The sequence below is a fragment of the Brachybacterium sp. GCM10030252 genome (assembly GCF_042666535.1).
Taxonomy (GTDB): Bacteria; Actinomycetota; Actinomycetes; order Actinomycetales; family Dermabacteraceae; genus Brachybacterium.
The window spans coordinates 120,627-134,349 of the sequence record NZ_JBHTDM010000012.1 but is presented as its reverse complement, the minus strand read 5'-3'; the positions used below and the strand labels follow the sequence as shown (position 1 = coordinate 134,349).

The following is a 13,723-nucleotide window of genomic DNA, read 5'->3' as shown; positions in this document are numbered from 1 at the left end:
TCGAGGACGCGCCTGGACGACGCGCCTCACGAGTCAGAAGATCCGGCGAACCTCCTGCGGCCAGCCGCATGCCTCGGCCAGCTTGCCCGCCCACAGCTTTGCCGCAGTGTCGTCGGCCACGTCCACGATGGTCAGTCCGCCCAGGCGCGCATCCTGCGCGGGGTATGGGCCGTCGGTGATCACGAGGGTCCCGCCCGTGTCGTCCGCGCTGAAGGCGTTGTCGAGGTTCTCGTCGACGCCGCCCGCGACCACGTAGACGCCAGCGCGCTTCATCTCCTCGACGACGTCATGGGCCCGCCGGCCGCGCTCGGCTATCGACTCGGGGCTGTGCTCGCCCACCCACTGCTGGTTGAAGTAGATGATGTACTGCGTCATGTCGGCTCCTCGAGGGCGTGCCGGAGGGCGTCCGCCGGGCCTACCCTCGTCGGTGCCGGCAGAGTCTCCAGCGGTCATAGTCGGACGTGCACGTTCGTGTTCTGCGCCAGCCGCTTTCGCGCAGAATACCGCTGCGTATCGAAGCTGCCGCGACGGCATCAGGCCATGGTTCGAGAGTCAGGCCGTGACTGGGAACGAAGCCGGCCTCATCCGCGACGATCTCGCGCTCGACCATGGGGCGGGAGGCAGCGCGACCGATGCGCCATGGTGGCGCCTATCGCGTTCGGTCACCCGGGCCGACAATGGGTTCCGCCGAGCTCCTCGGGCAGAAGATCGGCGATCTCGTCCAGGTACGCGAACCCGGCCTCGACCTCGGCCGGACCGAACGAGTGCTTCTGCTCGAACCACGTCATCAGCACATCGCCCTCGAACCGGATCGGCAGCCCGCGCTCGCGCACCGCCGTGCGCACCTCCGCCGAGAGGACCCGCTGCGCCAACGCGTCGTCGCCCCGCGGCCGGACATCTCGCGCGGTCGGAGTCACCTGCAGCGTCGCCACCTCGCGAGCCAGCTGGAGCGTGAAGACCCGGTAGTGGCGCCGGTACGTCCGGCGCTCGCCGACGGTCATCGGCGTCGGGACGTAGAGCAGGCAGACGGCCTGGCGACCACGGAATGAGCCGTGCAGCATCTCCCGCGAGATGCGGCCGCGAGCCGTCTGACTGAAGGGGAACCCGGTGAACCGATCCGCGAAGCCGGTCTCCTCGGCCTCATAAGTCCACCCCCACCGCTCGGCGAGGTCGTGCAGGGCCGTGTCCGAATCCTGGAGGAGCGCACTCTCGCGACGCCGGCCGCGCGTCATGAGCAGCACGGCAGCCGCCACGATGGCGACGAAGACAAAGGCGAAGAGGATCGGCACGAGAAGCTCCATCGGAGGGCACCCTACCTATCCGCCCGGTCCCGGACTCCCCGCGGACTGCTCCGTCTCCGGCGCAGATCACCAGCCGCGGGGCCTCGCGGCCCGGGTCACTGTCACCGGCAGGTGCTCGAGCCGGCGTGCGATGCCCGGCTTCCAGCGCAGCTGGTCGGCGTCGGTGGCGAGGCTCAGGTCCTCGAACCGCGTCAGCAGCGTCCGGAAGGCCAGGTCGGCCTCCGCACGCGCCAGCGACGCCCCCAGGCAGTAGTGGATCCCGGTGCCGAACGCGAGATGGGGATTGTCTTCACGGGCGAGGTCGGTGCTACCGGCCGCCTCGACGCGGCGCGGATCCCGGTTGGCCGTCGCGTAGACGATCTGCACTGCGTCGCCGGCGGGGATCCTCACGCCGCCGACCTCGACATCGCGCCTGGCGTAGCGCATCGGTGCGATCTCTGCCGGGCCGGCGACCCGCAGCATCTCCTCGACGGCGACTGGCACCTGGTCGAGGTCGCCTCGCAGGCGCCGCTGCTCCTCCGGCCGGGTCAGCAGAAGCAGCAGGCCCTCGCTGAGCACGCTCACCGTCGTCTCGTGCCCGGCCAGCAACAACGTCAGCGACAGCGAGATCAGCTCGCGGTCGCTGAGCCGGTCGCCGTCGGACTCCCGCACCTCGATCAGCGCGCTGAGCAGAGCGTCATCGGAGTGCGTGCGCTTGCGCTCGATCAGCTCGGACATGTAGGCGACCAGGCCGCGGGCGCTGTCGGCGATCACGGTCGGGTCCGGCGCCGTCAGGCCCGACGACCATTGCTGCCAGCGCGGGGCGTCCTCGTCCGGCACACCGAGCAGCTCGCAGATCACTCGGACCGGCAGGGGCAGGGCGAAGCGGTCGATGACGTCGAACGGCTCGTCCGGGAAGTCGTCGACCAGCTCATCGATGATGGTCTGGATACGGGGTCGCAGGGACTCCACCCGCCGGACGGTGAACGCTCGCGAGACCAGGCGCCGCAAACGGGCGTGGTCCGGGGGATCATAAGCGCCGAGGGTCTCCGTCATGTACGGCGCGACGTCATCGGGCAAGCCGGCAGCCGCTGCCACGTCCACCGTGTCCTGCCGGGTGTTGATGTCGTTGCTGAACGATGCAGGGTCCTTCAGCACGGCTGTCGCCTCGTCGTAACCGGTGACCAGCCAGACGTGCGACTGGTCGAAGTAAAACGCGCGGCGGACCGGCGGCTCGGTGCCGATCTCGGCCCAGAACGCGTCGCGGTCCCGTGTGGTGAGCAGGTCGGACAGATGCAGGTCGGTCATCACGGTCCTTTCTCCACGCCTGCGGGCGGCGTGGTCCTCGCCGACGGAGGCGGCCAGGTGGGGGAGCGGTCGTCGTCGGGTGCGGGCGGATCGGACGTTGCAGTGCCGGTCAGGGCGTCCCAGGCCTGCAGGGCGTCGTCGTCGGTGAAAACGCCACGGGTGAGCATCTCGACCATCGCGTGCGAGTAGCGCACGGTGGCGTCCGGGGAGTGCAGGTCGTCGACGCCGAAGGCGCGCGCGAGGTGATCGCCGAACACCAGGGGTGCCAGCAGCCAGCTCACGTAGACGGCAGCCCGGGCCCGCGGGTCCGAGCTCGGCTGCGCCCAGCCGGCGCTTTCTCCGGTGGCCAGTTCGGCCGCGGTCACCTCGACGATCTCGTCGAACAGCGTGTTGGCCCCGGCCGTGCCGTCGATGAGGGTGCGGGCGAGGTAGCGGCGCAGCCCGGTCGCGCCCTGCAGATTGGCCGCCAGTCGGCCGACGTCGCTGAGCTGGCTCTCACGGCCGGCGCTCCCGCGGATGGTCTCGATGACGTACGCGTCGCATGCGGCGCGGAGCCCGTCGCGGGAGCCGAAGTGGTGCAGCACCAGCGCCGGGGAGACGTCCGCGTCGGCGGCGATGGCGCGGATCGTCGCGCGGGCCACGCCCTCGGTGCCGAAGCGCTCGAGGGCGGCATCGCGGATTCGGGCGCGGGCCGTGAGGTCTGAACGCATGATCAGCATGCTAAACAAATGTTCAGTCGCGATGGAAGGGATGGGATGAGAAATTGCTGCCGTCCTCGCGGGTCAGGGTGTCGAGCGCGGCCCGGTCCATGCTGACTAGCGGATGCGAGCTGTGGCGTTCGAGGTGAGAGCGTCGAGCGCCGACATGTCGGCGGCCGAGAGGCGGACGTCGGCGGCGGCGATGTTCTCGGTCAGATGCTCGATGCTTCCGGTGCCCGGGATGAGCAGGGTGTTCGGGGCGTGTGCGAGCACCCATGCGAGGCTGACCTGCGCGGATGTGACACCGATGCGAGCGGCGATCTCCTTCACCACGGGATGCTCGGTGGGCGAGGGGATGTGGTCGAGCGCCGATCCGAGCGGAGCGAACGGCACCCAGGCGATGTCGTGCCTCCGGCACATCTCCAGAAGCGCCTCGTCCCGGCGGTCGAGGACGCTGTAGAGGTTCTGGACGCACACGATCCCCGCCGTCAGCGCGGCCTGCAACTGGGCGGCGCTGACGTTGCTGAGGCCGATGGCGCCGATCTTCCCCTCATCGCGGAGGGCCACGAGCTCGGCGAGCTGGTCATCGAGCGGCACGCCGCCACCACCCTCGTCCACGAACCCGGGCCCGGCGTCCATGCGGCGCAGGTTCACCACGGTGATGCGCTCGGTGCCGAGCTCACGCAGATCATCTTCGACGCCGCTGCGCAGTTCGTGCGGACGCTGCGCCGGTACCGTCGTCGGGGTGTGGCCGGCGTCGAAGCGGGCGCCTACTTTGCTGACCAGTGCGAGGTCGCTCGGGTACGGCGCGAGCGCCGAGCGGATGAGCCGGTTGACCCTGCCGTTGCCGTAGAACGATGCGGTGTCGATGTGGTTGACGCCGAGTTCCGCGGCGCGGCGCAGGATGGCGTGCGCCGTGGCCTCATCTGCGTGCGCCAGCTGCATCGCTCCGTATCCGATGCGCGCGACGGGGTGGTCGCCCAGGTTCGTCGTACCTCCAGGTGTCGGCTGGACTGCTTCTGGCTCTTGTCTCACGATGCTTCCTTTCCACAGGTGCAGGTCGGCCCTCACGAGGGTTCTCTCCGTGCCACCGCACGCCGTTGCGTGACCGTCGGATCCGTCGGGAGGACTGATTCGGCTCACGGTCTCCCGGCCTCGAGGATCCGGGCGGTGTATGGATTCAGCTCGATCGGTCGGTCGTCTCCGATGATCACGGTGCCGCCGAGGTAGGCCAGTCGGCGGCCGATCACGTAGTTGGGTTCGAGGGCGAAGGTCATCCCGGGTTCGAGGCGCATGTCGGCGCTCATGGTCGGGCTGTGGTCGGGCTCTGAGGGGTACGCGTCGGCGGCTGCCATGAGGCGGCTGGTCTCGCGAGGGAACCCACCTGCCGCGATCATCGGGTTCAGAGTGTGGATGCTGGGTCCGAACTCCCATCCCCCCGCGTCGGCGTACGGCGCCCGGAGGTCCTCCACCGCCTCGCCGAAGCTGCGGCCGGGACGCAGCGCCTCCAGCGCGGCGTCATAGACCGCTCTGGCGACGTCGGCGGCGCGGAGCAGGTCCGGCTGCGGTTCACCGATGCTGATGGTGACCTGGTGCTGGCTGTGCCGGCCACCGACGTTGCTGAACACCTCCGCGGAGATGATGTCGCCCTCGGCCAGGGTGCGCGGCGTCTGAGGTCGGTAGCTCCACGGAGGGAGCCCGGAGGCCAGCGGGTCGGGGCCTGACCAGAAATGCATGGCCGCGGGTGTGGTGCCCCGGGCATAGCCGGCTGCCATGCCCGCCGCGTACACCTCGCTCTCCGGCACACCGACCGCAGCAGTCTCGACCATGGCTCGCGCCATCGCATCGCCGATCTCGGCCGAGCGGCGCACGACGGCGATCTCCTCGGCACCCAGCGGCAGGATCAGTCGGGACACCGCCATCCCCACGGGTGTGAACTCGATGTCGGGGAACTCGCGGAGCAGCGGGTTCCACAGGCCGTACGGGATGATCCCCTCGGGATGCCACGGCGGGTAGAGCTCGAGCCCGATGACGCCGATCCTCGCTCGAGCGAGTCCGAGTTCGTGGAGAGTGCGGGCGACCACTGTGGAGTCCCGGGGCATCCGCAGATTCTCCGGCGGTACCCACATCGCCTCGCCCCGGCGTGCGGATTCGCGGTGGTCCTTGGTGAACATCTCCATGGGAAGCAGCACGATCGGGTCGCCATCGCGGGCGAGGATCACCGTCGTGCCCGCGCGAGCGTTGGTGATCCACGCGTCGTAGGCGAACGGTGCGGGCCCGGCATCCTCGTGCTCGCCGACGACGAGCATCGCGTCGAACCCTTCGCGGCGCATGAAGGCACGCAGCAGGTCCCAGCGACGGGTGCGCTCGGCCATCGAATAGGTCGGCACGGGGGAGTCACTCATCATCGATCCCGTCAGAGCTCGTGGAGTCGTCGTCACCACGGGACGACGCCGTTGCGGTCGCGGTAGGCCCGATTGGGTCCGGGGGAGGCGACGGCGAGCTCGACGATGGCGTCGGTGCCCTCGGTGACCGTCTGGCTGCCCTGGTGATGATTGAGGTCGGTCGCGGTGAAGCCGGGATCGGCCATGTTGAACCGGACGTCGGGGATGCCATTTGCGTACTGCACGGTCAGCATGTTCAGCGCCGACTTCGAGACGGGATACAGCAGGTGGCCCACCTGGGCTTCGAGGCGGGAAGGATCTGTCGCGACCGTCAGCGACCCCGCGCCGCTGCTCACCATCACCACCCGCGGGTCCTCCGCGGCTCGCAGCAGGGGGAGGAACGCATGGGTGACGCGGACCGGCCCGAGCACGTTGACCCGGAAGACCGGGATCAGGTGCTGCGGCAGGGTGGTCTCCGGGGTGAGGAGATCGTCCAGCGGGCCGACGCTCTCGCCGGTGATACCCGCGTTGTTGATCAGGACGTCCAGACGATCGGTGTGCGCGCCGAGGGCCGTGACGGCGGCTTCCACGGACTCGTCGGAGGTGACGTCGAGGGGGATGAAGGTGACGTCGGCCCCGCCGGTGGCGAGGGCGTCGGCGGCCGCTCGGCCGCGTGCCTCGTCCCGTGCGCCGAGGAAGACTCGCCAGCCGAACTCGCCGAGGCGCCGGGCCGTCTCGTAGCCCAGGCCCTTGTTGGCGCCGGTGATCAGAACTGTGGTGGCGTGATGGGTTGATGTATCCGGTGTGGTGTTCATGCCTCGACTGTGCTCGCCGGCTGTCATGTCATCCAGGCACGCCTGAGAGTAGGAGCGCCGATACCACCATCGCGGGTCCGGGCCCGGGCCCGGCGCGGAATGTGGGTGCGAGACTGAGCCGATGGACCGTGCCGAACTCGCCAAGATCCTCACCTCAGCCCGGGCCCGCCTCCGCCCGCAGGACGTCGGGCTCCCGGCCGGCCCCAGGCGACGGGTCACCGGGTTGCGGCGCGAGGAAGTGGCGCAGCTCGCCGGCCTGAGCGTCGAATACGTGGTGCGTCTCGAACAGGGGCGCGCATCCCGCCCGTCGGACCAGGTCCTGGAGTCACTCACCTCCGCCCTGCAGCTCGAGCGCGATGAGCGCGACCTGGTCTTCCGTCTCGCCGGCAGCGTTCCGCCGCTTGCCGGTCGGGTCGAGATGTCAGTGCGAGCGAGCGTGCTGCGACTGCTCCACCGCCTCACCGACCTCCCGGTGCTGGTGGTCTCGGCGAAGGGCGACGTGCTGGCCCAGAACGCGATGGGCTGCGCGTTGCTCGGGGATCTGCACCAGCCCGCCGAGGGCCGCGCCAACCTCATCTGGCAGCGTTTCCTCGGGACCACCGCCGCTCGCGTGGCGGTCACGCCGGACGAAGATGAGGAAACCGCCCGGCAGTTCGTCGGGCTTCTGCGGACCGCGTTGTCCAGATACCCGAACGATCCGGACCTCCGGGCCCTGACCGACGACCTCATCAGCGGCAGCGAACGGTTCTGGAGCATGTGGGAGGAAGGACGTGCGACCGTCCAGCGTTCATTGACGAAGACCGTCTCCCATCCACCCCTCGGCACGCTCGTCCTGGACTGCGAGACGCTGCTGCTGCCGGACACGGATCAATCGCTGATCGTCTTCTCTGCCGCGGCAGGAACCCACGAGGCCGATGCCCTCGACCAGCTGCGCGTGCGTTGCCTCGGCCGCGACGGCGATCCTTCGACAGATCCGGCCGTCGAAACGGTCCCGTCCCCGGACCAGAACGTCCGGGAGTGAATGGTCGAGACATTCTTCCCCGACTTCGCCGTGCCCCGGGCGTGGCGCGGTCTCAGCCACATAGGTCCACCCCTATTGCTCGGCGAGGCCGTCCAGGGCGGTGCCCGCGTCCTGGAGCAGAGTGGCCTCGCGGCGACGATTGCGCGTCGTGAGGAAGACGGTGGCCGCCACGATGGCGCGTCCACGAGGTGGTCCAGGCGATCGAGCCGCCAGTCTTCAGTGTCACCGAGGCTTATCTGCTGGACGCCCCGGAGCTGTCGCCGGCGCTGCTGTTCGACCGGCCCACCACCGAGACCGCCGGACACGTTGCTGCGTACGTCCACTCCGTCCACCAGGGCGAGCGCTACCGAATCGTCTCGCGGCTCAGAATCGACGGTGGCGGGAACCGCTCCGACGGAACGCATCGCGACGGCCTCCACCCCGGAATCCCGTCCGGGGACGTCGCGCAGGAAGACGCCATCAGTACGTCGATCGTCGGCGAAGACCACGCGGAGCGGTAACGCGACTCCGGCGTGATGGCACTCCGTGCCGGAACGCAGCGGCAGTATCAAACGGAACGACGCCCCACGCGGAGTCCCGCGGCGATCCCAGCATCGATGACGAACAGTGCGCACATCGCGACGGCGGCGGATCGGCGACCGTGCCGCGAGTACTCGCGGGCGAACGCGACGTGGAGCAGGCTTCGGGACGCGACGGCGCACCATCGCCGGGGTGAGGATCGGCCGGCGAGGATCGTGATGCCGAGGCCGAGGTCGGTGATGCCGAGCAGGCGCCGATGACCGGCGTCGGTATCGGCCAGACCGAGCCATCGCCCGCTCGTGAGCGGTGCGATCGTCAGCAGGCCGCCGAGGACTGTGGAGACGGCCCCGACTCCATCGGCGGCGACGGTGACGGTGGTGTTCGTGGACGGTGGCATGAGGGGACTCTACGGCCACCGCGACGAGAGGCGAGCGTCGGGACCCGGTAGAGATCGGGTGTGACGGTCAATAGTTCATACTTGTGGCTCGAGGGGCCTATGAACTCCTCCCGCGGGGATCACGTGACAAGGGGAAGAGGCGCCATGGTCGATCGGGAGAACGAGGTAGCCGGGGTCGGTGGTGATCTGGAAGCACCGGATCCCGGTGGGGCGTTCGACGACACGCTGCGCCAGCAGGATGCGGAGGCGATCTCCTTCGCTGCGGAATTCCTCAAGAAGGTCATACGTATCCGTGGAGTCCGAGTCGACCGTTCTTCGTTCTTGCGTCAGGAACTGCGTAAGCTTGGCCTCGACGGCGCGACCATCGACCGTGCCGTGGCAACTACACCGGTGCAAGCGGGTATCTCCATTGCTCAGCTCGACGAACTCGCCGGCGCGTCGATCTCTTTCGAGACGAACAAGGCCGCGACGTTATCGTTCGCCGCGGGAATTCCTGGTGGATTCACGATGCTTGCGACGGTCCCTGCCGATATCACCCAGTATTACGTGCATGCATTCCGTGTGATGCAGAAGCTGGCCTATTTCTATGGGTGGCAGAACTTCATCGCCGATCTCGACGAAATAGATGACGAGACCTTGGGCAAGCTGGCCGTGTTCCTGGGGGTCATGATGGGAGTCGGTGGCGCCTCGGCTTCGCTGACGACCTTTGCCGCGCAGGTGGCGCGTCCGGCGATCCAGAAGCAGCTCTCGCAGAGGGCGCTGACGAAGACTCTCTGGTACGGGCCCGTCAAGAGCACCCTCAAACTCATCGGCATCAAGATCACGAAGGACTCGTTCGCCAAGACCGTCACCAAGACGGTGCCGCTCGCAGGGGGTGTGATCTCGGGAGGCATGACTCTGGTCTCGCTGCGGAGCCAGGCCGCACGGCTCAAGCAGCACCTTCGCCAGTTACCACCTCCCGGTGTCGATGCCGCCGACTACAGGAGCGCGCTCTCGGCGGCGGAAAGCGCAGCGGAGCCGTCAACGGGGCGCCTCGCCGCGGCACGAGAGAGAATCGGAGGGGCCGCGGGAAACGCAGCTTCCGGCACATTGTCCGTCGTGCGAGGCGCCAGCAGCTCGGCCAATGCCGTGGGCGGAGTCGCGATGGATCGCGGCCGAAAGCTCCTCGGCAAGGGACGATATGCCGCGCGGGATGCCGAGCAGGCCGACGGTGCGGACGAGGTCAAGGGCCGGGCCCGTGAATCAGGTGAAGGCCAGACGCACGGGTAGACCTGGCTCCGGTCCTGGCCGAACGGGTACGAGCCGCGTCGTACGGATCAGGCTCCCAGCGCCCGTTCCAAGGGGATGCGACCGTCCTGCCAGGGAAGGAAGATCCATGCCACGAGATACGCCCCGACGCCCAGCACGGGCAGCAGGAACGAGGCGAGCAGCAGCACTCGGACCAGCCACACATTGAGTCCGAACTTCTGGGCGAGGCCGCCTCCGATGCCCGCGACCATGCGCCGCGGACCGCGTCGGAAGCCGATGTTGCGAATGGTCTGGAAGATGCCGTCCATGCCGTCGAGGGTACGCATCACCGGTCGCCGACACAGGGGGGATGGCCGTCGGCTCTGATGGAGGAAACCCGGATGCTTCGCGGCCGGCGACACCTGACGCCCCTCAGGCTCGGCGCTCGGCAGTATCCGCACCGGCGGCGATGCCATCGAGGATGACGTCGAGGCCGTCGGCGAACCAGTCCCGCTCATCCGGCGGAAGCTCATCGGTGATGAGGGCCCGGAGGCGGGGAAGCGCGTCGAGGTCGACGCCGGCCAGGCGCTGCTGCCAGTTGCGACCCGGGTCGTCCGACGCGGGGTCGGAGTCATCCGGGGAGTGCTGCGCGGCGCCGAGCGCGACGCGGGCGCTGCCGTGGACGTAGTTGTTGATCGTCAGGATCGCCCGTCCCGCCGACAGCGTGGGCAGCCCCAGCTCGTCGAGAGCGGACAGTGCCCACTCCATGGTCGTCAGGGAGGAGAGGCCGAACGGGGGAGCGGGGGTCGCCGTCGCGGTGAGCATCCAGGGGTGGCGGAGGAAGGCGTCCAGGTCATGGCGTGCCAGCGCGTGCATCGCCTCCCGCCAGTTCGCTGCGGCTCGCTCGCGATAGGAGGTGTCGGCGGTGACGTCCTCGACCATCGCGGTGATCAGCTCGTCCTTGTCGGCGACGTGCCGGTACAGCGACATCACGCCCGCACCGAGATGCAGTGCGACCCGTTTCATCGTCATGGCTTCCAGACCGAGCTCATCGGCGACCTCGATCGCCGCCGTGACGATCCTGTCGCGCGTGAGCGGGCCGGAGCGGCCGACGCGGGGACTCATCAAGGACACCTCCGAGGGTGAGCCTAGCGTGTGCGTATCTCGTACGCTACAGTGCGTGCGAGATACGCAACGGAGGGACTTCGCTATGAACACACCACCTTCGGCCGTCGGGTCCAGCTCCCGGTGGCTCGCCCTGGCCGTGCTGACCCTGCCCGTCATCCTCACCTCGATGGACATCACGATCCTGCACATCGCGATCCCCTCCATCACGCGAGAGCTGCAGCCCAGTTCGAGCCAGACGCTGTGGATCCTGGACGCCTACGGCTTCCTGCTCGCCGGGCTGCTGATCGTCATGGGCAACCTGGGGGATCGGATCGGCCGACGGCGACTGCTGATGATCGGCGCATCCGTGTTCGCACTCGCCTCCGCCCTCGCGGCGTTCTCGCCGTCGCCCGAGCTGCTGATCCTCGCCCGCGCCCTGATGGGGATCGGCGGAGCCACCCTGATGCCCTCCACGCTCTCGCTGATCCGGAACCTGTTCACCGACCCGGCCGAGCGCACCCGGGCCATCGGGATCTGGACCGCGAGCCTGTCCGCCGGCATCGCGCTCGGGCCGATCGTCGGCGGGTTCCTGCTTGAGGAGTTCTGGTGGGGCTCGGTCTTCCTGATCAACGTCCCCGTCATTCTCGTCCTGCTGGTCGCCGCCCGCGTTCTGGTCCCGGAGCACCGCAACCATGCATCTCCGCGGCTCGACTTCGCCAGCGTCATGCTCTCGTTCGCCGGGATCATCCCGTTCGTGTGGGCGATCAAGATCATCGCCGAAGACCTGCGGGTCTCGTCCGCAGTCCTCGGTGCGCTAGCCTTCGCCGCGGTCGCGGCCACGGTGTTCATCGCGCGCCAGAGGCGGTTGAGCGATCCGCTGGTCGACATGGCGCTGTTCCGGGGCCCGCGATTCTCGGGCGCCGTCCTCGGAGCCGGGCTGGCCATGTTCTCCCTCGTCGGCGTCATGCTCTACAACGCGCAGTATCTGCAGCTGGTGGTCGGCCTCTCGCCGCTGCCCGCGGGCCTGGCGCTCCTGCCCGTCATGGTCGGGGTCGCTTCGATGTCCGTACTCGCTTCGGTGCTCGTGCGACGGGTCGGCTACCCGGTCGTGTTCGGAGCCGGAGCCGCTCTGGCCGCGGCCGGCATGATCGCCTTCAGTCGCGTACCGGCCGACGACGGACTCCCTCTCGCCGTCGTCGCCTCGGCGTTGATCGGGGCCGGGATCGCCCCGATGATGACCCTGGCCACGGACGTCGTCGTCGGGTCCGTCCCACCGAGCCGCTCCGGGGCGGCCTCGGCGCTGACCGAGACCGCCGCAGAGCTCGGCGCCGCGCTGGGGATCGCCGTGCTCGGATCCGTCGGCACAGCGATCTATCGCTCACGACTGACCGACGCGATCCCGGCCGACGTGCCGGCGGGCACCGCGGACGTGGTGACCTCCAGCCTCGGCGCGGCGCTCGAGATGGCTGGGCATCTGCCGGCGACCGCTGCCGGTCACCTCGCCGAGCAGGCACGGGAATCCTTCGTCGACGGCCTCGCGGTGGCCGCCCTCGTGGGCGGCGTGATTCTTGCGGGAGCCGCCGTGGTCTGTCCGGTGCTGCTGCACCGCGGCGGACCACCCCGGCGCATGGCATCACCCGTCGCGGAGTGACCAGGCAGCGCCGGCTCGGGCGTGGTCCGATCCGGCGCCGGTTCGACGGTTGCGCCGCCCGCCCGGATAATGAGCCGTCGCCCGCCCCCGTGATCGATGAGGTCCCCGCCATGAACGCCCCGTCCCTGGCTCGCGCCGAGCACCGCCGATCCGAGGTCGGCCCGGTCGAGCTGTTCTTCGACCTGGTCTATGTCTTCGCGATCATCCAGCTCTCCCACCTGCTGATCGAGCATCTCTCCTGGGAAGGCGCGGCGGAGACCGTCGTCGTCTTCGCCGCCGTGTGGTGGGGGTGGAACTACACGGCGTGGGCCATGAACTGGCTCGACCCGACCCGCACGATCGTGCAGCTGTTCTCCGGGGTGCTCATGCTCGGCGCGCTGGGCATGTCCATCGCCATCCCCACGGCATTCGGCGACGGCGCCTGGCTGTTCGTCGGCTGCTATCTGTTCATGGGCATCCTGCGCCCGGTGTTCATGATGCTCGCCCACCGGGGCCAGCAGCTCGCGGCCAACTACCGCATGCTGCTGCTGTGGACCCTGCTGGCCGGCATCTTCTGGGTCGCGGGAGCGGCCCTGCCGGCTGAGTGGCGGCTCCTGCTGTGGCTGGTGGCGGTTCTGATCGACTATGCCGCACCGCTGGCCCAGTTCCGCATCCCCGGCGTCGGAGCGGCCCCGATGCACTTGTGGGACACCGACGCCGAGCATCTGGCCGAGCGCAACCGCCTGGTGTTCATCATCGCCCTCGGCGAGTCGATCCTGCTCATGGGCGGGACCATCGTCGACCACGGTCACTTCACCGCGAGCCTGGCCCTCAGCGCGCTCGTCGGGTTCGCCTCCCTGTTCGTGCTGTGGTGGAACTACTTCGCGCTCGCCGGCCCCGAGACCAGCGGCGGGGACGCCTCCACCGGTGCCCTGCGCTCGGCCTACGCCTACGCGCACGCCCTGATGGTCCTCGGCGCGATTCTGGTCGCGGTCTCCATCGAGCTGCGTCTCGCCCACGAGCACCTCACATCAGGGGCCGTGCTGGTGACGACCGCGGGACCGCTGGTCTACCTCGCCGGCAACCTGCTGTTCCTGCGGTCCCGTTTCGGGCGCCTCGCCCGGTCGCGGTTCCTCGCCGCGGCCGTGCTGGTGGCGATCACCGTCGTCGCCCTGCCCTTGGCCGAACAGCTGCCGGTGGTCCTCTTCAGCGTTGCGGTGCTGGCCGTGACGGGCGCGCTCGCCGCGCACACCGCCTACACGACGCGGACCCGGGCGGCGTAAGCGGCGGGGCGCAGCGCTCCACCGATATCGGGCCCGCGCGGGTGTGCGGGTCCG

The 13,723-nt window shown here is 69.2% G+C and carries 15 protein-coding genes; 5 read left to right on the top strand and 10 right to left on the bottom strand.

The genetic code is table 11. From position 1 onward, the window contains the following. Nucleotides 1-33 precede the first annotated feature (33 nt). The 7 genes from ACFQRJ_RS12470 to ACFQRJ_RS12440 form a co-directional block, all read right to left on the bottom strand. Entirely contained in the window at nt 34-375 is a 342-nt protein-coding gene (locus ACFQRJ_RS12470) for a YciI family protein (RefSeq protein ID WP_377019460.1), read from the bottom strand. Between the two features lie 287 nt (nt 376-662). Further along, on the bottom strand, nt 663-1,301 hold the full coding sequence (locus ACFQRJ_RS12465; RefSeq protein ID WP_377019459.1) for a hypothetical protein: 639 nt from the start codon (nt 1,299-1,301) through the stop codon (nt 663-665). A gap of 66 nt (nt 1,302-1,367) precedes the next feature. Beyond that, nucleotides 1,368-2,588: a cytochrome P450 gene (locus tag ACFQRJ_RS12460; protein ID WP_377019457.1), complete on the bottom strand. Its 1,221-nt coding sequence runs from the start codon at nt 2,586-2,588 to the stop codon at nt 1,368-1,370. Beyond that, nucleotides 2,588-3,298, bottom strand: a complete 711-nt coding sequence (locus ACFQRJ_RS12455; RefSeq protein ID WP_377019456.1) for a TetR family transcriptional regulator — start codon at nt 3,296-3,298, stop codon at nt 2,588-2,590. The genes ACFQRJ_RS12460 and ACFQRJ_RS12455 overlap by 1 nt, the downstream gene beginning before the upstream one ends. A gap of 105 nt (nt 3,299-3,403) precedes the next feature. Then, the gene (locus ACFQRJ_RS12450) at nt 3,404-4,321 is read right to left on the bottom strand and encodes an aldo/keto reductase (protein WP_377019455.1); all 918 of its coding nucleotides are present in this window, start codon (nt 4,319-4,321) and stop codon (nt 3,404-3,406) included. Nucleotides 4,322-4,425: 104 nt separating this feature from the next. Beyond that, nucleotides 4,426-5,691, bottom strand: a complete 1,266-nt coding sequence (locus tag ACFQRJ_RS12445) for a M24 family metallopeptidase (protein WP_377019454.1) — start codon at nt 5,689-5,691, stop codon at nt 4,426-4,428. A 32-nt stretch (nt 5,692-5,723) separates the two neighbouring features. After that, nucleotides 5,724-6,485, bottom strand: a complete 762-nt coding sequence (locus tag ACFQRJ_RS12440) for an SDR family NAD(P)-dependent oxidoreductase (protein ID WP_377019453.1) — start codon at nt 6,483-6,485, stop codon at nt 5,724-5,726. Nucleotides 6,486-6,606: 121 nt separating this feature from the next. On the opposite strand from ACFQRJ_RS12440, the gene ACFQRJ_RS12435 reads away from it, so the two are divergent. Together ACFQRJ_RS12435 and ACFQRJ_RS12430 are read left to right on the top strand one after the other, a co-directional pair. Continuing rightward, nucleotides 6,607-7,506, top strand: coding sequence for a helix-turn-helix transcriptional regulator (locus tag ACFQRJ_RS12435; RefSeq protein ID WP_377019452.1), 900 nt, complete (start codon nt 6,607-6,609; stop codon nt 7,504-7,506). Nucleotides 7,507-7,694: 188 nt separating this feature from the next. After that, on the top strand, nt 7,695-8,006 hold the full coding sequence (locus ACFQRJ_RS12430) for a hypothetical protein (protein WP_377019450.1): 312 nt from the start codon (nt 7,695-7,697) through the stop codon (nt 8,004-8,006). 47 nt (nt 8,007-8,053) lie between these two features. Here ACFQRJ_RS12430 and ACFQRJ_RS12425 read toward each other — a convergent pair whose 3' ends face one another. Then, on the bottom strand, nt 8,054-8,422 hold the full coding sequence (locus ACFQRJ_RS12425; RefSeq protein ID WP_377019449.1) for a hypothetical protein: 369 nt from the start codon (nt 8,420-8,422) through the stop codon (nt 8,054-8,056). A gap of 144 nt (nt 8,423-8,566) precedes the next feature. Between ACFQRJ_RS12425 and ACFQRJ_RS12420 the strand changes: the two genes are divergently transcribed. Further along, nucleotides 8,567-9,691 (top strand): hypothetical protein, encoded by a 1,125-nt coding sequence (locus tag ACFQRJ_RS12420; RefSeq protein WP_377019448.1) that lies wholly within the window; start codon nt 8,567-8,569, stop codon nt 9,689-9,691. A gap of 47 nt (nt 9,692-9,738) precedes the next feature. On the opposite strand, the gene ACFQRJ_RS12415 is transcribed toward ACFQRJ_RS12420, so the two are convergent. Next, nucleotides 9,739-9,978, bottom strand: coding sequence for a PspC domain-containing protein (locus ACFQRJ_RS12415; RefSeq protein ID WP_377019447.1), 240 nt, complete (start codon nt 9,976-9,978; stop codon nt 9,739-9,741). A 103-nt stretch (nt 9,979-10,081) separates the two neighbouring features. Beyond that, nucleotides 10,082-10,774, bottom strand: coding sequence for a TetR/AcrR family transcriptional regulator (locus tag ACFQRJ_RS12410; RefSeq protein ID WP_377019446.1), 693 nt, complete (start codon nt 10,772-10,774; stop codon nt 10,082-10,084). A gap of 85 nt (nt 10,775-10,859) precedes the next feature. Here ACFQRJ_RS12410 and ACFQRJ_RS12405 point away from each other — a divergent pair, with 85 nt between their 5' ends. Further along, nucleotides 10,860-12,407, top strand: a complete 1,548-nt coding sequence (locus tag ACFQRJ_RS12405; protein WP_377019445.1) for an MFS transporter — start codon at nt 10,860-10,862, stop codon at nt 12,405-12,407. A 110-nt stretch (nt 12,408-12,517) separates the two neighbouring features. After that, nucleotides 12,518-13,669 carry a low temperature requirement protein A gene (locus ACFQRJ_RS12400; protein WP_377019443.1) on the top strand — a complete coding sequence of 384 codons (1,152 nt, stop codon included), beginning with the start codon at nt 12,518-12,520 and terminating at the stop codon, nt 13,667-13,669. The last annotated feature ends 54 nt before the right edge of the window (nt 13,670-13,723 follow it).